Annotated in this window: 25 protein-coding genes; 12 read left to right on the forward strand and 13 right to left on the reverse strand. The window is 75.7% G+C overall.

Annotated features, from left to right (window positions below):
* A partial coding sequence (locus tag GCU56_RS23460) for an HNH endonuclease signature motif containing protein (RefSeq protein ID WP_204331993.1) occupies positions 1–1,760 on the forward strand: 1,760 nt, incomplete at its 5' end.
* On the opposite strand, the gene GCU56_RS12120 is transcribed toward GCU56_RS23460, so the two are convergent.
* Positions 1,651–2,826 carry a class I tRNA ligase family protein gene (locus GCU56_RS12120; protein WP_163481999.1) on the reverse strand — a complete coding sequence of 392 codons (1,176 nt, stop codon included), beginning with the start codon at positions 2,824–2,826 and terminating at the stop codon, positions 1,651–1,653. The genes GCU56_RS23460 and GCU56_RS12120 overlap by 110 nt on opposite strands.
* A gap of 104 nt (positions 2,827–2,930) precedes the next feature.
* Here GCU56_RS12120 and pdxY point away from each other — a divergent pair, with 104 nt between their 5' ends.
* From pdxY to GCU56_RS12135, 3 genes are read left to right on the forward strand one after another with little or no spacing between them, the layout of a single operon-like run.
* Complete coding sequence (gene pdxY, locus GCU56_RS12125; RefSeq protein ID WP_163482000.1) at positions 2,931–3,782, forward strand: pyridoxal kinase PdxY; 852 nt, start codon at positions 2,931–2,933, stop codon at positions 3,780–3,782.
* 52 nt (positions 3,783–3,834) lie between these two features.
* Positions 3,835–4,776 (forward strand): alpha/beta fold hydrolase, encoded by a 942-nt coding sequence (locus GCU56_RS12130; protein ID WP_163482001.1) that lies wholly within the window; start codon positions 3,835–3,837, stop codon positions 4,774–4,776.
* A 9-nt stretch (positions 4,777–4,785) separates the two neighbouring features.
* Positions 4,786–6,237 (forward strand): amino acid permease, encoded by a 1,452-nt coding sequence (locus GCU56_RS12135; RefSeq protein ID WP_163482002.1) that lies wholly within the window; start codon positions 4,786–4,788, stop codon positions 6,235–6,237.
* Here the strand turns inward: GCU56_RS12135 and GCU56_RS12140 are convergent.
* The gene (locus GCU56_RS12140; protein ID WP_204331994.1) at positions 6,234–6,740 is read right to left on the reverse strand and encodes a MarR family transcriptional regulator; all 507 of its coding nucleotides are present in this window, start codon (positions 6,738–6,740) and stop codon (positions 6,234–6,236) included. The two genes, GCU56_RS12135 and GCU56_RS12140, sit on opposite strands and share 4 nt — an antisense overlap.
* Before the next feature lie 81 nt (positions 6,741–6,821).
* On the opposite strand from GCU56_RS12140, the gene GCU56_RS12145 reads away from it, so the two are divergent.
* A complete protein-coding gene (locus tag GCU56_RS12145; protein WP_163482004.1) occupies positions 6,822–7,754 on the forward strand; it encodes an EamA family transporter in 933 nt (310 codons plus the stop codon).
* A gap of 58 nt (positions 7,755–7,812) precedes the next feature.
* Here the strand turns inward: GCU56_RS12145 and GCU56_RS12150 are convergent, their stop codons facing one another.
* Positions 7,813–9,237: an NADP-dependent succinic semialdehyde dehydrogenase gene (locus tag GCU56_RS12150; RefSeq protein ID WP_163482005.1), complete on the reverse strand. Its 1,425-nt coding sequence runs from the start codon at positions 9,235–9,237 to the stop codon at positions 7,813–7,815.
* A gap of 444 nt (positions 9,238–9,681) precedes the next feature.
* On the opposite strand from GCU56_RS12150, the gene GCU56_RS23950 reads away from it, so the two are divergent.
* A complete protein-coding gene (locus GCU56_RS23950; protein WP_239522174.1) occupies positions 9,682–9,861 on the forward strand; it encodes a hypothetical protein in 180 nt (59 codons plus the stop codon).
* Between the two features lie 29 nt (positions 9,862–9,890).
* On the opposite strand, the gene GCU56_RS12160 is transcribed toward GCU56_RS23950, so the two are convergent.
* From GCU56_RS12160 to GCU56_RS12200, 9 genes are all read right to left on the reverse strand, one after another.
* The gene (locus tag GCU56_RS12160) at positions 9,891–10,280 is read right to left on the reverse strand and encodes a hypothetical protein (RefSeq protein ID WP_163482006.1); all 390 of its coding nucleotides are present in this window, start codon (positions 10,278–10,280) and stop codon (positions 9,891–9,893) included.
* Between the two features lie 158 nt (positions 10,281–10,438).
* Positions 10,439–11,548 (reverse strand): zinc-binding dehydrogenase, encoded by a 1,110-nt coding sequence (locus GCU56_RS25185; protein WP_163482007.1) that lies wholly within the window; start codon positions 11,546–11,548, stop codon positions 10,439–10,441.
* Entirely contained in the window at positions 11,545–12,510 is a 966-nt protein-coding gene (locus GCU56_RS12170; protein ID WP_163482008.1) for a Gfo/Idh/MocA family oxidoreductase, read from the reverse strand. Before GCU56_RS12170 ends, GCU56_RS25185 begins: the two co-directional genes overlap by 4 nt.
* A complete protein-coding gene (locus GCU56_RS12175) occupies positions 12,507–13,631 on the reverse strand; it encodes a glycosyltransferase (RefSeq protein WP_163482009.1) in 1,125 nt (374 codons plus the stop codon). The genes GCU56_RS12170 and GCU56_RS12175 overlap by 4 nt, the downstream gene beginning before the upstream one ends.
* A 103-nt stretch (positions 13,632–13,734) precedes the next feature.
* A complete protein-coding gene (locus GCU56_RS12180) occupies positions 13,735–14,838 on the reverse strand; it encodes an alcohol dehydrogenase catalytic domain-containing protein (RefSeq protein ID WP_163482010.1) in 1,104 nt (367 codons plus the stop codon).
* Complete coding sequence (locus tag GCU56_RS12185) at positions 14,835–15,677, reverse strand: IclR family transcriptional regulator (RefSeq protein WP_345771800.1); 843 nt, start codon at positions 15,675–15,677, stop codon at positions 14,835–14,837. The genes GCU56_RS12180 and GCU56_RS12185 overlap by 4 nt, the downstream gene beginning before the upstream one ends.
* Before the next feature lie 31 nt (positions 15,678–15,708).
* Complete coding sequence (locus GCU56_RS12190) at positions 15,709–16,872, reverse strand: MFS transporter (RefSeq protein WP_163482011.1); 1,164 nt, start codon at positions 16,870–16,872, stop codon at positions 15,709–15,711.
* Between the two features lie 98 nt (positions 16,873–16,970).
* Entirely contained in the window at positions 16,971–17,957 is a 987-nt protein-coding gene (locus GCU56_RS12195; protein WP_163482012.1) for an ABC transporter substrate-binding protein, read from the reverse strand.
* Positions 17,958–18,061: 104 nt separating this feature from the next.
* On the reverse strand, positions 18,062–18,505 hold the full coding sequence (locus GCU56_RS12200) for a MarR family winged helix-turn-helix transcriptional regulator (RefSeq protein WP_204331995.1): 444 nt from the start codon (positions 18,503–18,505) through the stop codon (positions 18,062–18,064).
* Between the two features lie 75 nt (positions 18,506–18,580).
* Here GCU56_RS12200 and GCU56_RS12205 point away from each other — a divergent pair, with 75 nt between their 5' ends.
* Complete coding sequence (locus GCU56_RS12205; protein ID WP_163482014.1) at positions 18,581–19,444, forward strand: amidohydrolase family protein; 864 nt, start codon at positions 18,581–18,583, stop codon at positions 19,442–19,444.
* A gap of 2 nt (positions 19,445–19,446) precedes the next feature.
* The gene (locus tag GCU56_RS12210) at positions 19,447–20,976 is read left to right on the forward strand and encodes a long-chain-fatty-acid--CoA ligase (RefSeq protein ID WP_163482015.1); all 1,530 of its coding nucleotides are present in this window, start codon (positions 19,447–19,449) and stop codon (positions 20,974–20,976) included.
* A gap of 6 nt (positions 20,977–20,982) precedes the next feature.
* Here the strand turns inward: GCU56_RS12210 and GCU56_RS12215 are convergent, their stop codons facing one another.
* A complete protein-coding gene (locus GCU56_RS12215; RefSeq protein WP_163482016.1) occupies positions 20,983–21,789 on the reverse strand; it encodes a putative hydro-lyase in 807 nt (268 codons plus the stop codon).
* A 156-nt stretch (positions 21,790–21,945) separates the two neighbouring features.
* Here GCU56_RS12215 and GCU56_RS12220 point away from each other — a divergent pair, with 156 nt between their 5' ends.
* The 4 genes from GCU56_RS12220 to GCU56_RS12235 are packed head-to-tail and all read left to right on the forward strand — an operon-like array spanning position 21,946 to position 25,409.
* A complete protein-coding gene (locus GCU56_RS12220; RefSeq protein ID WP_163482017.1) occupies positions 21,946–23,187 on the forward strand; it encodes an NRAMP family divalent metal transporter in 1,242 nt (413 codons plus the stop codon).
* Positions 23,188–23,200: 13 nt separating this feature from the next.
* Positions 23,201–23,953 (forward strand): LamB/YcsF family protein, encoded by a 753-nt coding sequence (locus tag GCU56_RS12225; protein WP_163482018.1) that lies wholly within the window; start codon positions 23,201–23,203, stop codon positions 23,951–23,953.
* Positions 23,953–24,564, forward strand: coding sequence for a 5-oxoprolinase subunit B family protein (locus GCU56_RS12230; protein WP_163482019.1), 612 nt, complete (start codon positions 23,953–23,955; stop codon positions 24,562–24,564). The genes GCU56_RS12225 and GCU56_RS12230 overlap by 1 nt, the downstream gene beginning before the upstream one ends.
* Complete coding sequence (locus GCU56_RS12235; protein WP_163482020.1) at positions 24,561–25,409, forward strand: 5-oxoprolinase/urea amidolyase family protein; 849 nt, start codon at positions 24,561–24,563, stop codon at positions 25,407–25,409. Before GCU56_RS12230 ends, GCU56_RS12235 begins: the two co-directional genes overlap by 4 nt.
* Positions 25,410–25,433: the final 24 nt, after the last annotated feature.

Here is a 25,433-nt window from a genome sequence, read left to right on the forward strand (position 1 = left end):
TCTCGCGGTCGGCGGCCTCGGTGCTGATCGATCAGGCGGTGACGCTGGTCGGGAAGTTGCCCGGCACGTGGGCGGCGTTGGCCGATGGGCGGCTGGACTGGCCGCGGGCGCGGGCGGTCGCGCACGAGCTGGGCTGGAAGGCCCGGTTCACCGATCCGCTGGTGCTCGCCGCGGTGGAGGCCGCGGTGTTGCCGACGGCGATGGAGCTGTCGGTCCGGCAGCTGACCGCGGTGGTGCGGCGGGAGCTGACCGCGCGGGATGCCGCGGCGGCGGAGGCGCGGCGGCGGGATGCGGAGGCGGCCGCGGACGTGACCGTCCGCCCGGCCGGGGACGGGATGGCCGAGCTGGTGGCGCGGATGCCGCAGCCGCTCGCCGCCGCGGTGCGGGACACCCTCACCGGGCATGCGCGGGCGGTAAAGGCCGCCGGCGACGACCGCCCCCTCGGCGTGCTCCGCGTGGGTGCACTCGCCGACCTGACCGTGCGCCCGTGGGACGACACCCGCGACCCCGTGTCCGCCCAGCTGACCGTCACCGCACCGCTGGACGCGCTGCGCCCCACCACGACTCGTGCGGGTGCTGCGCCCGTGGACGTGCTCCGCTCATCCAGACCCGGCACCGCTGGGGCGGCGCTGACCACGCCCAACCCGCCCGGCGCGGCTGCTCCTGGTGCGCTGCTGGTGCGGCCGGGGTCGGTGCCCGCACCGACCGCGGTGGTGGGTGGGGAGCCGATCACCGCCGCGCACGTCCGGGAGCTGCTGATCCAGCTGGACGCGGTCTGTCCCGGCGGGCTGCAGGCCCCGACCGGGGGCAGCCTGACGGTGGCGATCACCGACCCGGACGGCACCCTGCGGGCGACCGCGTCCCGGCGGGAACTGGAGAGCATCGCCCGCCGCGGCTGCCCCACCCACGACCAGCCCCCCGGCCGGAAACGCCGCCGCCGACGGCAACCCCACGAGGGTGAAGACACGGCCGAGTCGGCCGGGAGTGTCGACCTGGCGGAGTCGGTGGCCGCGGCTCCCGGCGGCGCGCCACCGGGCACCTGCGCCTGTCCGGTGCTGGACCGGCCGCCGCCGATCGACCGGTACGAGCCGACGCCTGCGCAGCGGCGGTGGGTGCAGACCCGGGACCGCACCTGCCGGCATCCCGGCTGCTCGAACCGGGCCGGCTGGGCCGACCTGGACCACGTCGAGTCCTACGCCTGCGGCGGGCCGACCGCCTGCCAGAACCTGTGCTGCCTGTGCCGCCGCCACCACCGGCTCAAGACCCACGCCCGCAGCTGGCGCTATGCGATGACCCCCGACGGGGTGCTGACCGTGACCACCCCAGCGGCGTCACCCGCACCACCCGACCACCCGGCCACGCCCCGCCCGACCCGCGCTCTACCCGGCTGCCCGTCAGCGGCGCCCGGGTGCTCACCACACCACCGGGACCGCCACCACCAGCACCCGACCCCGCCGACGACCCACCACCCTTCTGACCCACCGCGACAGCACCGGTACGGCGATGTCTGCCGCCTCGGGATCGGCGTCGACCGTCCCCAACCGGGGTGGGTCCGGGCGAGGACGGGCCCACCCGGGCGACCGGCGGACGCGCGTCGCCGGCCAGGTCGGTCCGAGGTGGCCGGGTTCCTGCGGCTGGCCGGAGGGACGGTCAGCCCAGCGCCAGGACGCGGACCAGCAGCCGGGCCGCGTCCCCACCTTCCGCGACGGCCACGTCGAGGGCACCGGGCACGTCGAGGTCGTCGAGCAGCCGGTCGGTGACCTCGTGGGCTGCTGCCGTGGAGGACGCCCGTCGCCCGGCCGCGGCGAACAAGGCGTCCAGCCGCGCGGTGGCCGCCTCGACGAGGCCGGGCCGGAACTCCCACGGCTGCGACCACGGCCGGTCCAGCACCAGCAGCCGCAGCGCCGGGCCGGTCGTCTGCTTGAGCAGGTCCGCGACGAGGGTCAGGTTCCCGGTCGACTTGGCCATCTTCGCGCCGTCCTGGGAGACCGCGCCGACGTGCACCTGGGCCCGTGCGAACGGGCCCACGCCCGACGCCGCCTCGGCCATCGCCGCCTGGTGGGCGTGGTGCGGGAACGCCAGGTCGGCTCCACCCACGAGGACGTCGACGCCGTGACCCAGGCTCGCGGTCGCCATCGCCGCGCACTCGGCGTGCCAGCCGGGGCGCCCCCACCCCCACGGGCTCGGCCAGGCGGGGTCGCGGTCGCCGGAGGGCCGCCACACCGGCACGTCGAACGGGTCCTCGCGCAGGTCGTCGTCCGGCTCGTCACCGAACTCGGCAGCCAGCTCCCGGGCCCGGTCGGCGTCCAGGCCGGACCGCTCGACCAGGTCCCCCGCACGGAAGAACACGTGCCCGTCGCGCACGTAGGCACGGTCCACGCGCAGCAGTGCCGCGGCCAGCTGCTGCACGTGCGGGATGTGGTGCCGCGCGCGCGGCGCGAACGTCGGCGGCCGCACGCCGAGCGCCCGCATGTCCTGCTCGAAGGCGAACTCCTGCGACAGGGCGAACTCGTCGTAGTGCCGCCCGCGCGCATCGGCCGCGCGGGTGAGGACGTCGTCCACGTCCGTGACGTTGCGGCTGCTGACCACCTCGGCCCCGGCCAGGCGGAGCACCGCACCCAGCACGTCGGCCCACACGAACGTCGCGGCGTGGCCGAGGTGGGTGACGTCGTAGGGCGTGATGCCGCAGACGTAGACGCGGGCCGGGCTGGTCACCGGCAGCGGGCCGCCGGCCAGCCGGAGGTCGGCGGTGCGCACGTCGACCGGCTCGTCGATCCGGCCGGCCACGCCGACGACGCCGGAGGAGGTGAGGGGAGGCAGTGCCATGCCGTCATCCTGCCCGCCGCCCGCCGGGGCCGACCGGCGGCACCGCTGGCGGAGGCCCGACATGGGGGTCGAGGCCCCGGCGTGGACTGTGCGACCGTTCCCCCGTGGTCGCCGTCCTCTCCATCCAGTCCCACGTGGCCTACGGGCACGTCGGCAACTCCTCGGCGGTGTTCCCGCTGCAGCGCCTGGGGATCGAGGTGTGGCCGGTGCACACCGTGCAGTTCTCCAACCACACCGGCTACGGGGAGTGGCGAGGCCGGGTGTTCGACGGGCCGGCGATCGAGGAGGTCGTCCAGGGCATCTCCGAGCGCGGCGTCCTGGGGTCGGCCGACGCGGTGCTGTCGGGCTACCTGGGCTCCGCGGACATCGGCCACGCCGTCGTCGCGACCGTGCAGCGGGTGCGGGCCGCCAACCCGGCGGCGGTCTACTGCTGCGACCCGGTGATCGGCGACGTCGGCCGCGGCGTCTTCGTCCGGCCGGGCATCGAGGAGTTCATGCGGGAGGTCGCGGTGCCGGCCGCCGACGTCGTCACCCCCAACCACTTCGAGCTCGACTCACTGGCCGGGACGGCGACCCGCTCGCTGGACTCGGTCCGGGACGCGGTCGCCGCCGTCCAGGCGCTCGGGCCGCGGGTGGTCCTGACCACCTCGCTCGTCACCGACGACACCCCTGAGGACGCGGTCGACCTGCTCGCCTCGGAGGGCGGGCGGCACTTCCGGGTCCGCACGCCCCGGCTGGACGTGTCGGTGAACGGCGCCGGCGACGCGATCGCCGCGCTGTTCCTCGCGCACTGGCTGGACACCCGGTCGGCCGCCGAGGCGCTCGGGCGGGCGGCGGCGTCGGTGCACGGCCTGCTCCAGCGCACCGAGCAGGCCGGTTCGCGGGAGATCCTGCTGGTGGCCGCGCAGGAGGAGTTCGTGACACCCTCCCGGACGTTCGACGTCGACGAGGTGTGACGGAGGACCCCCGTGAGGGGGTCACCCACGGGTGGAGCAGTGAGGAGCCGCTGTGGACGCGCAGCCCGTCCCCTGGCCACCGGGTGCCCGCTCGGCCACCGTCGTCCTGGACGGCGACCGGGTGCGCCTGCTCGACTTCGGCGGCCCCACCGACGCCCCGGTCCTGCTCTGCGTGCACGGCCTCGGCGCCTCCGCGCTCACCTTCGGCCTGCTCGGTCCCCTGCTCACCCCCGAGCACCGGGTGCTCGCCGTCGACCTCCTCGCCCACGGCGGCTCGGTGGCGGGCCGGGACGCGACCGAGGGCAACCGGAGGTTGATCGGACGGGTCGTCGAGTCGGTGGTCGGGGCGCCCGTCGTCCTGCTCGGCCAGTCGATGGGCGGCGTCCTGGCCCTCCAGCACGCGGCGCGGGCGCCCGAGACGGTGCGGCGGCTGGTGCTGATCGGCCCGCCGGTCCCGCGGCCGACCCGGCTGCCGGTGGACCCCGTGATCGCCGCCCGACGCGCGTTCCTGCGGCTGCCCCCCGTCCGGCGGGCCGTGGCCACCCGCCTGCGCCGGATGCCGCCCGAGGAGGTGGTCGCCCAGCAGGTACGGCAGGCCACGCCGCACACCGATCGGGTGCCGGCCGACCTGGTGCCGATCATCGTGGCGGAGACCCGCGAACGCGCCACCCGGCCGGACGCCGCAGCCGCCCAGACCGCCCAGTGGCGCGCGATCACCGACACGATGGCCGTGCTGTCGCACGGCCGGCGGTTCCGCCGGATGGTCGCCGGCATCCCCGCGCCCACGCTCTGGGTCCAGGGGGAGGACGACCCGCTCGCCCCCGTCGCCGCCGCGCGGGCCCTGGCCGCGACCCGGCCGGACTGGCGCCTGGAGGTGCTGCCAGGCGTCGGGCACCTGCCGCACGCCGAGGAACCGGCCCACACCGCCGACCTGGTCCGCCGGTGGCTGGACGAGCCCCTCACCCGGCAGGCGGGCCCGCCCGGCCCCACCTAGCCTTCCCCGGTGCACCTGTTCCGGACCAAGCCGGTCGAGCAACTGGGGAACGACGAGGGCGACGGCCGGGACGTCGGCCGGCTGCGCCGCACCCTCAGCGCCCGCCACCTGGTCGGCTTCGGCATCGGCGTGGTCATCGGTACGGGCATCTTCACCCTCACCGGCGTGGAGGCTCGCGACACCGCGGGCCCGGCGGTCGTCGTCTCCTTCGCCCTGGCCGGGCTGGTCGCGCTGCTCGCCGCGCTCTGCTACGCCGAGCTGGCGGCCGCGGCCCCGACGGCGGGCAGCGCCTACTCCTACGCCTACGCGACCGCCGGTGAGCTGGTCGCCTGGGTGATCGGCTGGGACCTGTTCCTGGAGTTCGCCCTCGGCGCGGCCGTCGTGGCCCGCGGCTGGTCGGGCTACGTCGGCAACCTGCTCGACCTGCCGACGTCGGCCTTCGGTGAGGAGTCGACGGTCAACGTCGGCGCGGCGCTGATCGTCGTGCTCCTCACCGTGGTCGCGGTGCTCGGCATCCGGGAGTCGGCGCGGGTCACCGGGGCCCTCGTCGTGGTGAAGGTCGCCGTCTGCGTCTTCGTGGTCGTCGCCGGCGCGTGGTTCGTCCGGGGGGCCAACCTCACCCCGTTCGTGCCGCCGAGCCGGCCGGAGGAGGCCAGCGGCGGACTCGCCCAGCCGGTGGTCTCCGCCGTCCTCGGGCTGGACCCGGTGGCGTTCGGCGTCGGCGGGGTGCTCACCGCGGCCGCCGTCGTCTTCTTCGCCTACACCGGGTTCGAGGCGGTGGCCAACCTCTCCGAGGAGACCCGCCGTCCCGGCCGGGACCTGCCCCTGGGACTGCTCGGCACCCTCGCGCTGTCGACGGTGCTCTACATCGGCGTCTCGCTGGTGGTGGTCGGCATGGTGCCCTACGACCGGCTGGACCGCGGCGCGCCGATCGCCGACGCCTTCGACCAGGTGGGCCTCGGCTGGGCCGCGGCGCTCATCGCCGTGGCCGCCGTCGCCGGGCTCACCTCGGTCATCCTCGTCGACCTGATCACGGTGAGCCGGATCGGCTTCGCGATGGGCCGCGACGGGCTGCTGCCGCCCGCGATCGCCCGGGTCAGCCCGCGCACCGGCACGCCGGTGCGGATCACGCTGGCCTTCGCCGCACTGGTCCTCGTCATGGCGACGTTCGTGCCACTGGGCACGCTGGCCGACCTGGTGAGCATCGGGACGCTGTTCGCGTTCCTGCTGGTGTCCGTGGCGGTGGTCGTGCTGCGGCGCACCCGGCCGGACATGCACCGGCCCTTCCGGGTGCCGCTCTCGCCGCTGCTGCCGGGACTCGCCGCGCTGGCCTGCCTCTACCTGATGCTCAACCTCAGCATCGAGACGTGGCTGCGTTTCGTGGCCTGGCTGGCCCTGGGGCTGCTGGTCTACGCCGCGTACGGCTACCGCAACTCCCGCGTCGGCGCCGGGAGCCGCTAGTCCTCCGCGTGCCGCTCGACCGAGGACAGGAGTTCGCGCAGCAGGTCCTCCGCCTCGCGCAGCCGGCCGGCGGGGAGACCGGACAGCATCCGCTGCTGGACGGCGAGACCCGCGGTGACCGCCTCGTCGATCAGCGCCCGCCCCGAGCCGGTGAGCCGGACCAGCAGCGCCCGCCGGTCGGCCGGGTCCGGGGCCCGCACCAGGTGGCCGGCCCGCTCCAGCCGGTCCAGCCGGCCGGTCATGCCGCCGCTGGTGAGCATCAGCGCACTGGTCAGCCGGCCCGGTGACATCCCCTCGGGTCCGGCCGCCCGGCGCAGGGTGGCCAGGACGTCGAAGTCGGCACGGGTGATGCCGAACGCGGCGTAGCACCGCTCCTGGGCGTCCCCGGCGAGCCGAGCGGCGCGATAGATGCGCCCGAACACCGCCATCGCCCGCGTGTCGAGGTCGGGCCGCTCCCGCGCCCACTGCCCGACGATCGTGTCCACCCCGTCCGCCTGCGTCACGCCGCCATCCTCGCACATCGCACGCTTGACAGATACTCACGACAAAGTATCTTGCTGCCAAGCGATCGAGAGGTGAGGGCCATGACGGCGACCGCGACCACAGCCCGGACGGCGATCCCGGAGCCGGTGCGCACCGGCTCCCGGCAGTGGGTGTGGGGGCTCACCGCGGTCACCGCCGTCGCCCCCGCCACCTGGGGGACGACGTACGTCGTGACGACCGAGTGGTTGCCGCCGGACCGGCCCCTGCTGGCCGCCACGGTGCGCGCCCTGCCGGCGGGCCTGCTCCTGCTCGCGGCCGGGCACCGGCTGCCCACCGGGGCGTGGTGGTGGAAGGCCGCCGTCCTCGGGACGCTGAACATCGGCGCGTTCTTCGCCCTGCTGTTCGCCGCCGCGTACCGCCTGCCGGGTGGGGTCGCGGCCGTCCTCGGCGCCGCCCAGCCGCTGGTCGTCGCGCTGCTCGCCGTCCCGCTGCTCGGCGACCGGCTGCGGCCCCGCACCGTGCTGCTCGGCCTGACCGGCGTCGCGGGTGTCGCGCTGATCGTGCTGGGCAGCGCCGCGCGGCTGGACGCCGTCGGGGTCGCCGCCGGGCTGGCGGGGACGGCGTCCATGGCCGCCGGCGTGGTGCTCACCAAGCGCTGGGGCCGCCCGGTACCGGTGCTGGCCTTCACCGGCTGGCAGCTGACCGCCGGCGGCCTGCTGCTGCTCCCGCTCACCCTCGCCGCCGAGGGCCTGCCCACCGGCATCACGGCCGGTCAGGCCGGGGGCTTCGCCTACCTCGCGACGGTGAACACCGCCCTGGCCTACGCCCTGTGGCTGCGCGGGATCGGCCTGCTCCCGGCCGGTCGGGTCAGCTTCCTGGGACTGCTCTCCCCCGTGGTGGCCGCCGTGGTCGGTTGGCTGCTGCTGGGCCAGACGCTCGGGCCGGCGCAGCTGGTCGGGACCGCCCTCGCGCTCGGCGCGCTCGTCCTCGCCCAGCGGCCACCCCGCCCGCGGCCGCCCGCCCGCACCCCCTGATCTCCCGGGCTCGACGACCTCGGACCGGGCTCCTCCGCGGCCGTCTGAGCCGGGTCCCTCACTCGGCGGCGGCCCCGGCGGTGCTGCCCTCGCCCTGCTGGCCACTGGGCGGCCCGATCCAGACGGTCTTGGCGTTGGTGAACTCGTACATGCCCACCTCGGTCAGCTCCCGGCCGTAGCCGCTCTGCTTGACCCCGCCGAAGGGCAGATCGGGATAGCTGGTCACCATGCCGTTCACGAACGCCATGCCCGACTGCACGTCGCGGATGAAGCGCTGCCGCTCGGCCTCGTCGTCGCTCCAGAGGTTGGCGCCGAGTCCGTAGACGTGGTCGTTGGCGATCCGGATCGCCTCGTCGAGGTCGGACACGGTGAACAGTGCGGCCACCGGGCCGAAGACCTCCTCCGAGTAGATGCCCATCTTCGGGGTCACCCCGGTCACCAGCGTCGGCTCGTAGAACCAGCCCGGCCGCTCCACCCGCCGGCCGCCGGTGACCACCGTGGCCCCCTTCTGGACGGCGTCGGCGACGTACCGCTCGACGTCCTCGCGGCCCGACTCGGTGGCCAGTGGCCCCACCTGGGTGCCCTCGTCCATCGGGTCCCCCACGGTGAGGTCGGCCAGCTTCTCGGCGAACAGCCGGGTGAACTCCTCGGCGACGTCGGCGTGCACGAAGAAGCGCTTGGCGGCGATGCAGCTCTGTCCGTTGTTCTGGCAGCGGGCGGTCACCGCCACCTCGGCGGCCTTGTCGAGGTCGGCCGACGGCATGACGATGAACGGGTCGCTGCCGCCCAGCTCCAGGACGGTCTTCTTCAGCGCGTCCCCCGCGACCGCGGCCACCGACTGCCCGGCCGGCCCGCTGCCGGTCAGGGTCGCTGCGACCACGCGGTCGTCGCGGAGCACCCGCTCGACGCTGCCGGACCCGATCAGCAGGGTCTGGAACACGTCGGCGGGGAAGCCGGCCTGGCGGAACAGCTCCTCCAGGTAGAGCGCGGTCTGCGGCACGTTGCTGGCGTGCTTGAGCAGCCCGACGTTGCCGGCCATCAGCGCCGGGGCCGCGAACCGCATCGCCTGCCAGAGCGGGAAGTTCCACGGCATGATCGCCAGCACCACGCCCAGGGGCTGGTGGACGACGTAGGCCTCGGTCGCGCTCACGGCCTCGGCGTCGGCCGGCTTGGGCCGCAGGAACGACTCGCCGTGCTCGGCGTAGTAGCGCAGCGCCTTGACGCACTTGCCGGCCTCGGCCTTCGCCGAGGCCAGCGTCTTGCCCATCTCGGTGGTCATGAGCTCGGCGACGGTGCCGGTGTCGGCCTCGAGGACGTCGGCCGCCGAGCGCAGCCAGCCGGCGCGCTGCGCGGGCTCGGTCAGCCGGTAGCCGGCGAACGCCGCGGCGGCCCGGGCGAGCCGGTCCTCGAGGGCCTCGTCGGAGAGCGGCTCGAAGGTCTTGAGCGTCTCACCGGTGGTCGGGTTGGTGGTGGCGATGGCCATGGGTGTCCTCCCTCAGCAGTGCTCGGTCAGAGCATCCCCCGAGCGGCCTCAGGTCGTGCTCCCGCCCTGCGCGCTCTCCGACGTGACCGTGCCGTTCCCCGGGGCCAGGGGCCGCACACCCGCGACGTCGTCCAGGACCGCCAGCCGGCGGCAGCGACGGCGGCCGCGTTCGATCCCGGGTCGACGAGGTCGACCCGGACCGCGTCGGGCCGCTGCCCGGCCAGGCCCGCCCGCACCGCCGGCGCCGTCCCGGAGGACTGGGTAGGCGAGCTGTCCCGGCACGACGCGGGATGGCTGCACCGGTTCGGCAGCACCAACGGAGGGGACCTGGGCCGGGCGACCCGGGACGATCTCAACTCCCCCGCCCGGTTGCCGGTCTGCCTGGCTGCGGGGCTGCCCGTCTTGCAGCAGGCGAACCCCGGGTCGGCAGTCTCGGTGGAGCGGGTGCTGCGCCGAGACGGCACCGGGCGCTTCTACCGCTCGGCCGAGGACGTGGCTTCCGTCCTGGCCGAGGAGGTGGCCGGACGGCGGGGCGCGGAGGCCGCGCTGGCAGTGCGCGAGCGGCACACCTCCGACGCGCACGCCGATCGGCTCGTCGACCCCTTCCGCTCGCTCGCCCGCTGACCTCCGGCCATCGAGGCCGCGACGCCGCCTCAGGTGCCGCTGTCGCCGGCGTCGCTGCCGGAGCGGTCGCGGCTCGCCCGGCGAGGGGTCAGCCGCCGCGCGAGCCGGCCGTCCCGTCGCGGCAGGTGCACGCGCACGCGCGGCTGGTGCAGCGCGCCCCGGCTGTGCGCCAGCCGGTCGGCCACCGACGGGGGCAGGTGCGGATGGGGGAGGCGCGGCTGCCGCCGAACCGCCCGCGGGGACCGGTGCGCCAGGAGAGCCGCCGCCCGCACGCGCCGCGCCGCCTCCTCCCGCGCCCGGATGGCCGCCCGCGCGGTCCGGGAGCCGCCCTCCCAGCGCGCGGTGTTGGCGCGCGCCAGCAGGACCACCAGCACGGTCGAGAGCACGAAGCCGACGGCAGCCACCAGCGCCCACTCCATGACGGCCCCTCCTCTGGAGCCGCCGCGCAGCCCGGTCCCCCGGCGTCCGCGGCGATGACCGGAGGGTCCCGCCGTCGGGTGAACGGCACAAGACCGTCCGCTACCGCTCGGCGCGACGCACCGCGCGACACCCCGGCGGTCCGCAGCCGGCCGGGAGGTCAGCCGGGGCCGAAGCGCAGCACCGCCTGCAGCGGCGGATGGGCGAGGCGACGCCCGGCGAGGTCGGCCAGCAGCGCCGGGCCCTCCTCGAAGGGCAGGACGTCGGTGACCAGGTGCGTGCGCACGTCGCCCCCCCGGGACCGCAGCAGGTCCAGCGTGACGTCGGCCAGCGCCGCGCGGGGCCACGCCCCGGCCATCCCGCGCGGCACCCGGCCGATCTGCGCGCAGACCAGCGCCAGGCCGTTGTGGTGGAACTCCTCGCCGAGCCGCACCGCGTCCGCGCCCGCCTGGTAGAAGCCGAGGTCGACCACGGTCCCCTGCGGCCGCAGCGCCTTGAGCGCCGTGGCCAGGGCGGCGTCGTGGCCACGGCACTGCAGGACGACGTCGGCGCCGGCGTCACCCCGGCCGTGCCGCCACCGCTCCTTGACCACCAGCCACGCGGAGCCCCCGGCGTCGTCGACCGTGGCGAGCCCGAGCGCCTCGGCCACCGCCCGGCGCTGCGGCGACGGTTCGGCGACCACGACGTCAGCGGCGCCGTGCCGGACGGCCAGCAGCGCGGACAGCAGGCCGATCACCCCGGCCCCGGTGACGAGGACGCACCGGCCGCGGACGCCGGCGTCGACGGCGGCCGACGGTCCGGCCAGAGCGGCGGCAGCGTGCAGCAGGCCGTTGACGCAGATCGGCCCCATCTGGGCCAGGTAGACACCGAGCACCGGGTCGAGGTCGTCGGGCACCGGGACGACCGTCATCGCGGACGGGTCGGCGCAGCGGCCGGTGCGGTGCCCGTAGGTCATGGCCACCAGCGCGCCCTCGGTCATCGCCGGCGTGCGGCTCTCGGCGACCCGGCCGACCTCCATGTACCCGAGCGCCCGGACCGGGTAGCCGGCCGAGGGCCCGTCCGGGCGGAAGGCGCCCAGGTCGGCGTCCCAGGACAGCCGGTGCTGCGGGTCGGTGCCCCGGACCAGCGCCACCTCGGTGCCGGCGCTCACCCCGCTGTAGACCGCCTCCACCCACGCCTGCCCCGGGCCGGGCTCGGGCTCCTCGTCGTCGAGGATGGCCGGCTCCCCCGGCGCGACGACGCCGATCGACCGGATCGGCCGCCCGCTCACAGCCGCACCGTCCCGCCGTCGCGGGCCGCGCGGTCGGCAGCGCAGGCGAGGGCGTGGGTCCGCAGCGCCTCGGCGTAGGGCACCTGCACCCGCTCCGCCCGGCCGAGGAGCACGTCGACGAACTCGCGGTCCTCCGCGGCGATCGGGTCGGCGTCGGTGTGGTGCACCTCCTCGCCGTCCGCGGTGACCACCCGCAGCTCGTGGTCGTCCAGGCTGCGTTCGGTGAGCTCCAGCACCTGCCCGTCGGCGACCACCTGCAGGCCGACGGAGTGCCGCCAGCCCAGCACCCGGGTGGAGGAGATGCTGCCCACCGCGCCGGACGCGAAGGTCAGCACGGCCACCGCGGCCGTGCTGACGTCGCCGTCGTCCGCGGCGGGCCGCTCGGCCGCCGCCACCGACACCACCTCGCCGGCCAGCAGCCGGGCGAGGTCGAAGACGTGGGTGGTCTGCTCGACCACCTGCCCACCGGACCCGTCCCGCCGCGGCCACCACGGCACCCCCGGGGTCTTGTCCAGCCACGAGCCGGTCACCAGCCGGGCCGCCCCGGCCGGCACCAGCCGCGCGGCCCGCCGGACGACGTCGAGCTGCCGCCAGTGGTAGCCGACCGCGGTGGTCAGCCCCCGGTCCTCGACCTGCCGGGCCACCTCGCGGGCGGTGTCCAGGTCGAGGGCCAGCGGCTTCTCCACGAAGAACGGCAACCCGCGGGCGACCGCCGCGGTCTCCAGGGGGCCGTGCGCGAACGGCGGCACGCACAGCCACACCGCGTCGAGCTCCTCGGCGTCGAGCAGGGCGAGGCCGTCGGCGTGCGCGCGGGCGCCGACCCGGGCGGCGGCCACCTCGGCGCGCTCGCGCACCGGGTCGGCCACCGCGACGACCTCGACGTCGCCGAAACCGGAGAGCGCAGCCAGGTGCCGGCCGGCGATGAAGCCGGTGCCGACGCAGCCCACCCGCAGCCGGGTCACCGGCGCACCGCGGCCGAGGCCAGCACCGACTCGTAGACCGCGGCCGTCTCCCGGGCCATGCGCTCCCGGGTGGAGCGGGCGAGGTACCGGGCGCGCCCGGCCGCCCCCTGGCGGCGGCCCAGTGACGGGTCGCCGAGCAGCCGGGCCAGCGCCGCGCACAGCGCCGCCGGGTCGCCGTAGCGCACCAGCGCGCCCGTGACGCCGTCGGCGACGACCTCCTCGGTGCCGGTCACCCGGGTCCCCACGACGGGGAGGCCGGCCTCCATCGCCTCCAGCGCCGCCAACGGCATCCCCTCGTGCCGGGACGGGAGGACGAACACGTCGGCCGCGTCGAGCAGTGCCCGGGCATCCGGCCGATGGCCCGCGAGGACGACCGCGCGCTCCACGCCGAGGTCGGCCGCCTGCCGCGCCAGCGCCTCGCGCAGCGGCCCGTCGCCGAGGAACACGACGGCCAGGCCGGGAAACCGGGACAGCAGGCCGGGGACGGCGTCGACCAGGTGCCACGGGCCCTTCATGTGGGTCAGCCGGCCCACGGTCAGCACGACCGGCCGGCACGGGTCGAGGCCCAGCGCAGCCCGGGCCGCGCCGCGGTCGAGCCACTCCGTCCGCGGCGCGACCCCGTTGGGCACGGTCGTGAACCGGTCGGGCGGCACCCCCGCCCGCTCGTAGCTGCGGCGCAGCCCCGCCGAGACCGCGATCAGCCGGTCCACCTCCTCGATCGCGTGGTGCAGCGCCTCCCGCTTGCGCCGGGAGTGCACCCGCCAGGGCAGGTGCAGGGTCTGCACGACCGCCGGGCAGCCGGCGCGCCGGGCCAGCCGCACGCCGTCCCAGTCCTCGCAGCCGGTGCCGACGTGGCAGTGGAAGACGTCGGCGGGGTGCTCGGCGAGGGACCCGGTGACCACGTCGGCGAACGCCGGGTCCCTCGGCGAGGGGAGTTCGACGGTGCGCGCCCCCAGCAGCCTCGCCCGGTCGAGCAGCCGCCGGCCGCCGGGGGTCGGCCGCATCATGAGCGTGACCTCGGCGACCGGCGCGAACTCGGCGACGAGGTCGACCATGTGCCCGCCCATGCCCGACGGGTCGGTGGACGGCGTGTACAGGCAGATCGAACGACGTGCCGGCACCAGCGCCCCCCGCTCCTCGGCAGCCCGGGTGTGCCCGGGGCCGGAAGCTATCCACCGGGACGGCGCGGCGGCAACCCCGGCGGCTGCCGGTCGGGCCGGCCGGTCAGGCGGGCATGCGGAGGATCGGCTTGACGACGGCGCCGCTGTAGGAGGCCTCCATCGCGTCGCCGATGTCCTCCAGCGGGAAGTACTGCACCAGCCGGTCGAAGGGGAACCGGCCCTGGGCGTGCAGGTCCATGAGCGCGGCGATCAGCGCCTGGCCACGGCCGCTGCCGCCCAGCGTGCCGCGGATCGTCTTGCCCCACAGCGTGCTCACGTGGTCGGCGGAGAACTCGGCGCCGGCCGGGGCACCCCCGATGAGCAGGGCGGTCCCGAGCATGCCGACGGAGTCGATGGCCTGCCGGATCACGGAGAGGACGCCGGTGCAGTCCAGCGACGCGTCGGCCGGCCCGCCGCAGATGTCGGAGACGGCCTGCACCGGGTCGGTGTCGGTGGCGTCGATGGTGTGGGTCGCCCCGAGGTCGGAGGCCAGCCGCAGCCGGGAGGCGTGCCGGTCGACGGCGATGATCGTGGTGGCCGGCGAGTTCCGGGCGGCCATGACCGCGGCCAGGCCGACGGTGCCGGCGCCGTAGACGACGATCGAGGAGCCGGGCTGGGGCCGGATGGTGTTGAGCACCGCGCCCGCGCCGGTGGCCAGCCCGCAGGCCAGCGGACCCAACAGCTCGACCGGCAGCCCCGCGGGGACGGGCACGAGCGACGAGGCCGTCGTCATCGAGTACGTCGCGAACGAGGACTGGCCGAAGAAGTGGCTGGCCAGCGGGCTGCCGTCGGAGCCGCGCAGCGCCGAGCCGCCGTCCAGGCGGTGCCCGCCCCCGACCAGCTCGGCCATCCGCAGGCAGTAGCGGGGCTCGCCGGCCGAGCAGTTGCGGCAGGCGCCGCAGTACGGCCAGCCGAGGACGACGTCCTGCCCCTCGCGGACGCCGGTCACGCCCTCCCCGACGGCGACGACCGTGCCGGCGCCCTCGTGTCCCAGCACGCCCGGCAGCGGGAACGGCAGGTCGCCGTCGCGGGCGATCCCGTCGGTGTGGCAGAACCCGGTCGCCGCCACCTTGACCAGGACGTCGCCGGGACCGGGCTCGTCGATCTCGACGTCACGGACCACGAAGGGGCCGGAGCGTTCCTCGACGACGGCTGCGGTGATCTTCACGCGGAGGTCCTTCCAGGGAGGGGGTCGGGAGACGGGGTGACGGTCGGTGGCTCCAGTGGCCAGCCACCACCGGTGGACTGGGTCAGCACCCGGGAGATGCCCCGTGCCGCGGCCAGCACACTCGGCGTGACCGAGCGGACGGCGGCCGCGGTGGTGCCGGGCACCACCACGGACAGCGCGGCGACGACGGCGTCCCCGGAGAGGATGGGCGCGGCCACCGACACCCCGCCGGGCGTCACCTGCTGCTCGCTGATGGCGAAGCCGGTGCGGCGGATGTCGGCGAGCAGGCGGCGCAGGTGGCGGGGGTCGGTGATCGTGTGCGGGGTGTACTTGCGCATGGGCGCGGCCAGCACCCGCTCCTGCACCTCGACGGGGGCGTGTGCGAGGAGCACCTGGCCGACCCCGGTCGGGGCCAGCGCGAAGCGCCCACCGACCTGGGTCAGCACGTTGACCGCGCTGCGGGAGGCGAACCGCTCGACGAACACCACCTCGACGTCCTCGCGGACCGCGAGCTGCACGTTCTGGTGGGTCACCTCGTAGAGGTCCTCCATGAACGGCAGCGCCGCCTCCCGGAGGCCCAGCCCTCTGGGGGCCAGCGCGCCGATCTCCCACACCCGCAGGCCGATCCGGAACCGGCCGTCGAGGTCCCGCTCGAGCCCGCCCCACCGCCGCAGCTCGCCGACCAGGCGGTGGGCGGTGGACAGCGGCACGCCGACGGCCCGGGCGATCTCGGACAGGGTGAGCGCCGACCGCTCCCGGGTGAACGCGTCGAGGACGGCCAGCAGCTTGCCGCCCGAGGTCCGGGACGGCGTCAGGGGTCCAGCACCGGCATCTCCCACGGACCGCACGTCCCTTCACTCGACGGGTGGGTCACCTCATGATCGCCCGCGGGGAACCGGCGAGCGCACCCACCCCGGCCATCGCCGCCCCCGCGGCCACCAGGAGCAGCAGCGGCGCCGTCCACCCGGCGGTGGCCGCGTAGAGCGCGCCGACCACGAGCGGGCCGGCGGCGCCCGCGCTGTACCCGACCAGCTGGGACATCCCCGACAGCCGGCGCGCCGTCGCCTCGTCGGGCGAGCGCAGGACCACCAGGGTGAAGGCCAGCGAGATGCCCGCACCCTGGGCGATCCCGCCGACCACCGCCCAGACCGGCCACGCCTGCGGTGCCAGGAGCAGACCGGCGGGCAGCAGCGCCCAGGCCGCGCCGACCACGACCGCCAGCCCGCGCTGGCTCCGGCGCCGGGCGACCACCGCGGGCACCACGAGGGTCCCCGGGATGCCCAGGACCTGGAAGAGCGCCGCGGCCAGAGCCGCTGCGCGCAGGTCCCCGCCCAGCTCGTCGACCAGCAGCGTGGGGAGCCAGGTGGTCACCGCGTAGTAGAGGGTGGAGTGCAGGGCCAGCACCCCGGAGACGGCCCAGGCCAGCCCCGAGCGCCAGACGGCGGCCGGCCGCGCGCCCTCGACCGCGGGGGCCGGCCCCGTCCCGGCGACCCGGCCGCGGGTGGCCGCGGCCCAGACCGCCGCGGCGGCCAGCGCGAGGACCGACCAGCCGGCCAGCGCCCCGCGCCAGCCGGTGAGGGCGGCGACCGGGGCGGTGAGAGCGGCGGTGAGCGCGGCGCCCGCGGCGAGGGCACCGGTGTAGAGGCCGGTGACGGTGCCGGCCCGGTCGCCGAAGTCCCGCTTCGCCACCACCGGCAGCAGCACGTTCCCGACCGTCATCGCGGCACCCACGAGGACGGTGCCGGCCAGCAGGACCGGTGCGCCGTCCAGGACCCGGACGACGGTGCCCGCCGCGATGGCCAGCACGGCGACGAGGACCGCCCGCTCGGCGCCCAGGCGCCGGCCCAGCCAGGCCGCCGGAGGAGCGAGCACCGCGAAGCAGAGGACCGGCAGGGTGGTGACCAGCCCGGCGGTGGCCGGCGCGAGCGCCAGGTCCGCGCGGACCTCCGGCAGCACCGGGGACACCGCGGCGATGGCGCCGCGCAGGTTCAGTCCGGTGAGCAGGACGGCGGCCAGCAGCAGGCCACCGGTCACGGCTCCGCCAGGTCCCCGACGACGTCGGCCGGTGGGGGGTGCGGCACCGCAGGCCCGCCCGGGGTCCGGGCGGGCCTGCGGTGGGTCGGGCGCGGAGGTCACTCCTCGGGGAGCAGCCCCTCGACGTCGGGCTCGCCGTCGAGCAGCCCGGCGTCGACCATGAGCTCGCCCATCCGCTCGATCTGCTCGCGGCGCAGGTCGGTGCCGAAGGCCTCGATCCGGACGTCGGCGAGCGCACCGGCCGGCAGCTCGAGGAACTCCGCGCCCGCCTCACGGACGGCGTCGGGGTTCTCGTCGGCCCAGGTGAGGGTCTCCTCCAGGGCCGCGGTGAAGTCCTCGACGAGCTGGGGGTCGGACTCGGCCAGCTGGCCGGAGGTGAAGAACAGCTGGGTCGGGTGGCCGGGCACCGACTCCTTGCTCGAGTAGCTGGCCACCGGGTTGCCGGCCGCGATCAGCTGGGTGAGGAAGGGCTCGGGCACCCAGACCGCGTCCACGTTGCCGGCCTCGAGCGCGGCCGGCATGTCCGGGAAGGGCAGCTCGACGTAGCTGATGCCGCTGGGGTCGCCGCCGTCCTGGCGCACGGCCTCGTCGATGGTGAGCTGCCCCATGCCGTTGAGCGTGTTCACCGCGATGCGCTTGCCGGCGAGTCCGGCCGCGGAGGTGACGCCGGAGGCAGCGGAGGCGACCACGCCGTTGACGTCCTCGTCGCCCTCTTCCAGGGTCGAGGTCCAGTGCCCCACGACGCGGACGTCGAGGCCCTGGTCGCGGGCCTGCAGCAGCGACACCGGGTTGCTGGTGGCGAACTCCATCTCCCCGGAGGCGACCGCGGGCAGCAACGCCGCACCGCCCTGGCCGGTCTCGATGGTCACGTCGAGCCCGTGGTCCTCGAAGAAGCCCTGCTCGATGCCGGCCACGAGGGCACCGGTCACGGCCACCGGCAGCAGGCCGGCGGTGACCTGGCGCAGTTCGCCGCCGCCACCCTCGCCGCCGCCGGACGCGCTCCCGGCCGCCTCGTCGTCCCCTCCCCCGCACGCGGCCAGCACGAGCGTCGTCGCGGCCAGCACGGGGACCAACTTGCGGAGCATCTGCTCTCCCATGAACGATGAGAACCTCAACGGTTGACAACCTGGATGATGCCCGTCACAACGCCCCGGGACAAGTCCCCGGTGGCGCGCGAGCGGAGGAGGTGTCAGTCCGACCCCGCCGCCGCGCCGGCCACCAGGCGGCCGAGCAGGGTCTTCAGCTGCTCCTGCTCCGCGACACTCAGCCCACCCAGCTCGGTGGCGTGCGCGGCGGCGGTGGACCGCTGCGCCCGGCGCCGCAGCTCCCGGCCCGCCGCGGTCGCGACGACCAGCTTGGTCCGCCGGTCGGTCCCGGAAGGGCGCCGCTCGACCAGCCCGGCGTCGGCGAGCCCGTCGACCAGCAGCACCACCTGGCTGGGGTCCAGGCCCAGCGTCTCGGCGAGGTCGCGCTGCGACATGCCCTCGGCCGAGTCGCACGACAGGAGGAGGGCCGAGTAGGAACGCACCCGTAGCCCGTGCGTCGCCAGTGCCGCGTTCGTCGCCCGGACCAGCAGCCCGCTGGCCCGGGTGAGCAGGAAGCCGACGTCGTCGGTGAGAACCGTGCCGTCCATGCGGACCTCCATCGTTGACGTCCTCCACGATAGCGACCTGGCCTCGTACGCCACCCCTCCGCGAGAGAGCAGCCGATGGACCTCGAGAACGTGGACGCGATCGACGTGCACGTGCACGTCGAGCAGGACCTGCACGGGCACCTGTCGATGGACGACGAACTGCTGGAGGCCGCGGCCGCCTACTTCAAGGGCGAGCCGCACCACCCGACCGTGCCGGAGATCGCCGCGCACTACCGGGCGCAGCGGATGGCCGCCGTCGTCTTCACCGTCGACTCGGAGATGGCCACCGGGCACCCCACCCTGTCCAACGAGGACATCGCCGCAGCCGCGGCCGAGCACCCCGACGTGCTGATCCCGTTCGGGTCGGTCGACCCAGCCCGCGGCGCCTCCGGGGTGCGGCTGGCCCGCCGGCTGGTGACCGAGCACGGGGTCCGCGGGTTCAAGTTCCACCCGTCGATCCAGGCGTTCGAGCCCAACGACCGGCGGCACTACCCGCTGTACGAGGAGCTGCAGGCCCTCGGCGTCCCGGCGCTGTTCCACACCGGCCAGACCGGCATCGGCTCCGGCCTGCCCGGCGGGCGCGGCATCAAGCTGCGCTACTCCGACCCGATGCTGCTCGACGACGTCGCCGCCGACTTCCCCGGGCTGACGATCATCATGGCGCACCCCTCGGTGCCGTGGCAGGACGCCGCGATCTCGATCGCCCAGCACAAGGCCAACGTCTACATCGACCTGTCCGGCTGGTCGCCCAAGTACTTCCCGCCGCAGCTGGTCCGCGCCGCGAACACGCTGCTCAAGGAGAAGGTCCTGTTCGGCTCGGACTACCCGCTGCTCACCCCCGAGCGCTGGATGTCGGACTTCGCGAAGCTGGACATCCGCGACGAGGTCCGGCGGCTGGTGATGAAGGACAACGCCGTGCGCGTCCTCGGGCTGGCCTGACCGTGCGCAACGAGGGCATCGGCTCCTGGCCGGAGCGACGGCTGCGCAGCTCCCCCGACCGGGACGCGATCTGGTTCGAAGGGGTGACCACCTCGCACGCCGGGTTCGCCGAGCGGGTGCGCCGCGCCGCGGGAGCGCTGGCCGCGCTCGGGGTACGCGCCGGCGAGCGGGTCGCCTGGACCGGGGGCAACCACCCGTCGGCGCTGGAGACCCTCTACGCCTGCGGCCAGCTGGGCGCCGTCTGGGTGCCGGTCAACGCCCGGCTGACCGTGCCGGAAGCGCAGTACGTCCTCGAGCACTCCGGCGCGTCGGTGCTCGTGCACGGCCGCGACCACGGCGAGCTCGCCGACGCGCTGCGCGACCGGCTGGCCGGCGTCCGGGCGTTCGTGGCGGCCGAGCCCCCCGTGGCCGGCGGCGCGGACTCGCTGCCCTACGAGGAGCTGCTGGCGGAGGGCCCGCCTGAGGCCCGCGACGAGCCCGTGGCGCTCGAGGACCCCTGTCTGGTCATGTACACCTCGGGCACCACCGGCCGGCCCAAGGGCGCCGTGCTCACCCACGGCAACATGACCTGGAACGCGACCAACCAGCTGCTCGGCATGGACCTCGCCGCCGACGAGCGCACCCTGGCGCTGGCGCCGCTGTTCCACATCGGCGGGCTCAACGGCACCGTCAACCCGACCCTGCTGCGCGGCGGCTGCGCGGTCGTCGTCCGCCGGTTCGACCCGGCCGAGACCCTCCAGGTCATCGAGGAGCAGCGGGTCAACTCCTTCTTCGCCGTCCCCACGATGCTCGACGCCATGAGCCGGGAACCGGGCTTCGCCACCCGGGACCTCACCGCGCTGCGCACCATCGGCGCGGCGGGCGCCGCGGTCCCCCTGCCGACGCTGCGCACCTGGCTGGACCGCGGCGTGACCATGCAGCAGTGCTACGGCATGACCGAGGCCGCGCCCGGCTGCACGGTCCTGGACCCCGCCGACGCCGAGCGCAAGGTCGGGTCGGCCGGCAAGCCGCTGTTCTTCACCGACCTGCGCGTGCTGCGCCCCGACGGCACCGACGCCGGCGTCGACGAGGTCGGCGAGGTCGTCGTCTCCGGCCCCAACGTCATGGCCGGCTACTGGGAGGACCCGGAGCAGACCGCGGCCGTCCTCCGGGACGGCTGGTACCACACCGGCGACGCCGGCTCGCTGGACGCCGAGGGCTACCTCTACATCCGCGACCGGTACAAGGACATGATCATCTCCGGCGGGGAGAACGTGTACCCGGCCGAGGTGGAGTCCGCGCTGCTGGAGCTGCCCGGGGTGCTCGAGGCCGCGGTGATCGGCGTCCCCGACGAGCGGTGGGGCGAGGTCGGACTGGCCGTCGTCGTCCCCGCCCCCGGCGCCCCCGAGGACCCCGACGGGGTGCGCGCCGCCCTGCGGGAGCGGCTGGCCGGGTTCAAGGTGCCCCGGCACGTGGAGTTCGTCGACGAGTTGCCCAAGACGGCGACCGGCAAGATCCGCAAGCCCGACCTGCGGTCGCGGTTCACCGGCTGAGGTCGCTCACAGCTGCCGGTAGACCGCGTCCGGGACGTCGGTGACGAACATGTGCCCCGGCGCGTGGGTGATCGCGAACGGGGGCCGGGAGTCCATCAGCGCCGCCTGCGGCGTGACCCCGCACGCCCAGAACACCGGCACGTCGCCCTCGGCGGCCTGCACGGGGTCGCCGAAGTCGGGCCGGTCCAGGTCCACGATGCCCAGGGCCGACGGTGCCCCCACGTGCACCGGTGCCCCGTGCACCTGCGGCATCCGGGCGGTGACCTGGACCGCGGTGGCCACCAGCCCGGCGGGCACCGGCCGCATCGACACCACCAGCGGACCCGACAGCCGCCCGGCGGGCCGGCACGCACGGTTCGTGCGGTACATCGACACGTTGCGGCCCTGCTCGATGTTGCGCACCGGTACGCCGGCCTCCAGCAGCGCGGTCTCGAAGCTGAAGCTGCAGCCGATGAGGAACGCGACCAGGTCGTCGGTCCACAGGTCGCGCACGTCGGTCGGCTCGCCGGCCAGCTCGCCGTCCCGCCACACGCGGTAGCGCGGCAGGTCGGTGCGCAGGTCGGCGTCCGGGGCGAGGACGGTCCGCGGTGAGCCCGGGTCGGTGACGTCCAGCAGCGGCACCGGCTGCGGGTTGCGCTGGCCGAACAGCAGCATGTCGAAGGCCCACTCCCGCGGCAGCACCACCAGGTTGGCCTGCGTGTACCCCGGCGCCTCCCCCGAGCTGGGCACCGCCAGGCCGGCGCGGTAGCGGGCCCGCGCGTCGGCGGGCGCCCGGCCGGCGAGAGCAGGTGACGGCGGCGCGGCAGCGGTCACGCGGGGCTCCTCGGGACGTCGGGTTGCCGGGTGCTGCACCCGAACCTACGGTCGGCTGCGACCAGGTGGAAGTGCACGTCCGACCGGGGTCGACGGCGACCTCCGCGACGTCCCCGAGCCGCCCGTCAGGCCGACCGAAGGTTCCCTGGAGCGTCCATGTCGCACCCCCCGGAACACTCGCCCGCCACCGCCGAGGCGCCCAGCCGGATGGCGGCGAGCACCCGATCGACCCTGCTCGGCGCCATGTTCCTCATGGCCACCTCGGCCATCGGGCCGGGCTTCATCACCCAGACGACGACCTTCACCGTCGCGCTGGGTGCCGCGTTCGCCTTCGCGATCGCCGTCTCGATCATCATCGACATCGCGCTGCAGCTCAACGTCTGGCGGGTCATCGGGGTCTCCGGCCGGCGGGCGCAGGAGCTGGGCAACCTGGTGCTGCCCGGCCTGGGCTGGGTGATGGCGGCGTTCCTCGTCATCGGCGGGCTGGTCTTCAACATCGGCAACGTCAGCGGGGCGGGCCTGGGCACCGACGCGATGTTCGGCCTGGACCCGAAGATCGGCGGCGCGCTGTCGGCCGTGATCGCGATCGGCGTCTTCCTGAGCAAGAGGGCCGGGGTCGCCGTCGACCGGATCGTCGTCTTCCTGGGCCTGCTGATGATCGGGCTGACCGCCTACATCGCGATCACGTCGGGCCCGCCGGTCGGCCAGGCGCTGAAGAACGTCGTCCTGCCCGAGGAGGTCGACGTCCTCGCCATCACCACGCTGGTCGGCGGCACGATCGGCGGCTACATCGTCTACGCGGGCGCCCACCGGCTGCTCGACTCGCACGTCACCGGACCGGAGCACGTCCGCGACATCACCCGCGGCTCCATCACCGGCATCGTCATCACCGGGATCATGCGGGTCGTCCTCTTCCTGGCCATCCTCGGCGTCGTCGCGGGGGGTGCCGACCTCGGCACGGAGAACCAGGCGGCGAACGCGTTCGGGCAGGCGGCCGGCGAGTTCGGGCTGCGGGCCTTCGGGGTGGTGCTCTGGGCTGCGTCGATCACCAGCGTCATCGGCGCCTCGTACACGTCGGTCTCCTTCGTGACCTCCCGGACCCGCACCAGCGACCGCACCCGCACCCTCCTGGTCGTCGCGTTCATCGCCGTCACGACGCTGGCCTACCTCCTCATCGGGGCGGCGCCGACCACGCTGCTGGTGTTCGCCGGGGCGTTCAACGGGCTGCTGCTGCCGATCGGCATCGCCGTGCTGCTGTACGTGGCGACCCGCCGGGCGGACCTGCTGGGCGGCTACCGGTACCCCCGGTGGCTGCTGGCGGTCGGCTGGATCGCCTGGCTGCTGACCCTCTACCTGGCGGTGAACTCGGTGCGTCCGGTCATCGACCTGTTCGCGTGAGGAGGCCCGGCGGATGGACCTGAACTCCGACCTCGGCGAGGGGTTCGGCCAGTGGCCGCTCGGGGACGACGACGCCCTGCTCGGGATCGTCACCAGCGCCAACGTCGCGTGCGGCTTCCACGCCGGCGACCCCTCGATCATGCGGCGGGTGTGTGCGCGGGCCGCCGGGACCGGGGTGGCGATCGGCGCCCAGGTGTCCTACCGCGACCTGGCCGGCTTCGGCCGCCGGTTCATCGACATGGACCCCGGCGAGCTGACCGCCGACGTCGTCTACCAGCTCGGCGCCCTCGACGGCTTCGCCCGCATCGCCGGGTCACGGGTGCGCTACGTCAAGCCGCACGGGGCGCTCTACAACGCCATCGTGACGCACGAGGAGCAGGCCGCCGCGGTCGTGCGGGCCGTCGTGGAGTACGACGCGTCGCTGCCGGTCATGGGCCTGCCGGGGTCGGCGTGGCTGCGGCTGGCCGCTGGCGCCGGGCTGACCGTCGTCCGCGAGGCCTTCGCCGACCGCGCCTACACCCCCGAGGGGACGCTGGTGTCCCGCCGCCTGCCGGGCGCGGTGCTGCACGACGCCGAGGAGATCGCCCGCCGGTGCGTGGCGATGGCCACCGGGGAGCCGGTGACCGACGTCGACGGCGGCCCGCTGCAGCTGGACCCCGACTCGATCTGCGTGCACGGCGACACCCCGGGCGCGGTGGCCATCGCCGCCCGGGTGCGCGACGCCCTGACCGGTGCCGGCGTCGAGCTGGCGCCGTTCGCCGCCTGATGCGGGTCCTGCCCAGCGGGTCCACCGCGCTGCTGGTCGAGCTCGACTCGCTCGACGAGGTGCTGGGCCTGTACGCCGCCCTCACCGACGACCCGCCCGAGGGGGTGGTGGACGTCGTCCCGGCGGCGCGCACCGTGCTGCTGGTGACCGACCCGTCGGTGACCGATCCGGGCGCCGTCGCCGACGCGGTCCGGCGCACCCGGCCGCGGGGAGACGTCGGCGGTCGCGGAGAGCTGGTCGAGCTGCCGGTGGTCTACGACGGGGAGGACCTCGCCGACGTCGCCACCCACCTGGGCGTCGACCCGGACGAGGTGGTCCGCCGGCACACCGGCACCGAGTGGACGGTCGCCTTCTGCGGCTTCGCCCCCGGCTTCGGCTACTGCGTCCCCGACGGCCAGCCGTGGGCGATCCCCCGCCGGGAGACCCCGCGGACGAGGGTGCCCCCCGGGGCGGTGGCGCTGGCCGGCGAGTTCAGCGGTGTCTACCCCCGGGAGTCCCCCGGCGGCTGGCAGCTCATCGGCCGCACCGACGTGGCCGTCTTCGACCTGGCCCGCGAGCCGGCCGCGCTGCTGCGCCCCGGCGCCCGGGTGCGGTTCGTGGGGACGACGTGACCCGCTCCCTCACCGTGCTCGCGACGGGGCCGCTCACCACCGTGCAGGACACCGGGCGCCCCGGCCAGGGCGCGCTGGGCGTCGGCCGCTCCGGCGCCTGCGACCGGGCCGCCGCCGCGCTGGCCAACCGGCTGCTGGGCAACGACCCCGGCGCCGCGGTGCTGGAGGTGACCCTCGGCGGCCTGGCGCTGCGCGCGGACGCCGAACTGCTCGTCGTCACCACCGGCGCCCGGTGCGCCGGGTCCCCGGCGCACAACGCGCCGGTCCGGCTGCCGGCCGGCGCGGAGCTACGGCTGGGCCTGCCCCCGGCCGGCCTGCGCACCTACGTCGGCGTCCGCGGGGGCATCGCCGTCGAGCCGGTGCTGGGCAGCCGAGCCACCGACCTGCTCGCCGGGCTCGGCCCGCCGGTGCTGTCCGTCGGCGACGTGCTGCCCGTCGGCGAGGGCACCGGGGCGATGCCGGGGGTCGACCTCGCCCCCGTCGCCGACCCGGCGGACGGCGAGGTGACCGTGCGGGTGCTGCCGGGCCCGCGGGCGGACTGGTTCGCCGAGGACGCCGTCGCGGCGCTGACCGGCACGGCGTGGACGGTCACCGATGAGAGCAACCGGATCGGCCTGCGGCTGGCCGGCGAGCCGCTGGCGCGGATCCGCACCGGCGAGCTGGCCAGCGAGGGCATGGTGCGCGGGGCGCTGCAGGTGCCGCCGTCCGGACTGCCGGTCCTCTTCCTCGCCGACGCCCCCGTGACCGGTGGCTACCCGGTGCTCGCCTACGTCGCCGACCCCGACGTCGACCGCTGCGGGCAGCTGCGGCCGGGCCAGTCGCTGCGGTTCCGGACCGGCGGCTGAGCGGGCGCGCCGTGTCACACTCCC

Origin of the sequence: Geodermatophilus sabuli, assembly GCF_010686765.1 — a bacterium.
Taxonomy (GTDB): domain Bacteria; phylum Actinomycetota; class Actinomycetes; order Mycobacteriales; family Geodermatophilaceae; genus Geodermatophilus; species Geodermatophilus sabuli_A.

Excerpts from the sequence above, each read along its gene's own strand:
- GCU56_RS12120 (WP_163481999.1), bottom strand. The coding sequence starts at position 2,826 with ATGGCACTGCCTCCCCTCACCTCCTCCGGCGTCGTCGGCGTGGCCGGC.
- GCU56_RS12145 (WP_163482004.1), top strand. The coding sequence starts at position 6,822 with ATGACGGCGACCGCGACCACAGCCCGGACGGCGATCCCGGAGCCGGTG.
- GCU56_RS12150 (WP_163482005.1), bottom strand. The coding sequence starts at position 9,237 with ATGGCCATCGCCACCACCAACCCGACCACCGGTGAGACGCTCAAGACC.
- GCU56_RS12160 (WP_163482006.1), bottom strand. The coding sequence starts at position 10,280 with ATGGAGTGGGCGCTGGTGGCTGCCGTCGGCTTCGTGCTCTCGACCGTG.
- GCU56_RS12195 (WP_163482012.1), bottom strand. The coding sequence starts at position 17,957 with ATGCTCCGCAAGTTGGTCCCCGTGCTGGCCGCGACGACGCTCGTGCTG.
- GCU56_RS12200 (WP_204331995.1), bottom strand. The coding sequence starts at position 18,505 with ATGGACGGCACGGTTCTCACCGACGACGTCGGCTTCCTGCTCACCCGG.
- GCU56_RS12205 (WP_163482014.1), top strand. The coding sequence starts at position 18,581 with ATGGACCTCGAGAACGTGGACGCGATCGACGTGCACGTGCACGTCGAG.
- GCU56_RS12220 (WP_163482017.1), top strand. The coding sequence starts at position 21,946 with ATGTCGCACCCCCCGGAACACTCGCCCGCCACCGCCGAGGCGCCCAGC.
- GCU56_RS12225 (WP_163482018.1), top strand. The coding sequence starts at position 23,201 with ATGGACCTGAACTCCGACCTCGGCGAGGGGTTCGGCCAGTGGCCGCTC.
- GCU56_RS12230 (WP_163482019.1), top strand. The coding sequence starts at position 23,953 with ATGCGGGTCCTGCCCAGCGGGTCCACCGCGCTGCTGGTCGAGCTCGAC.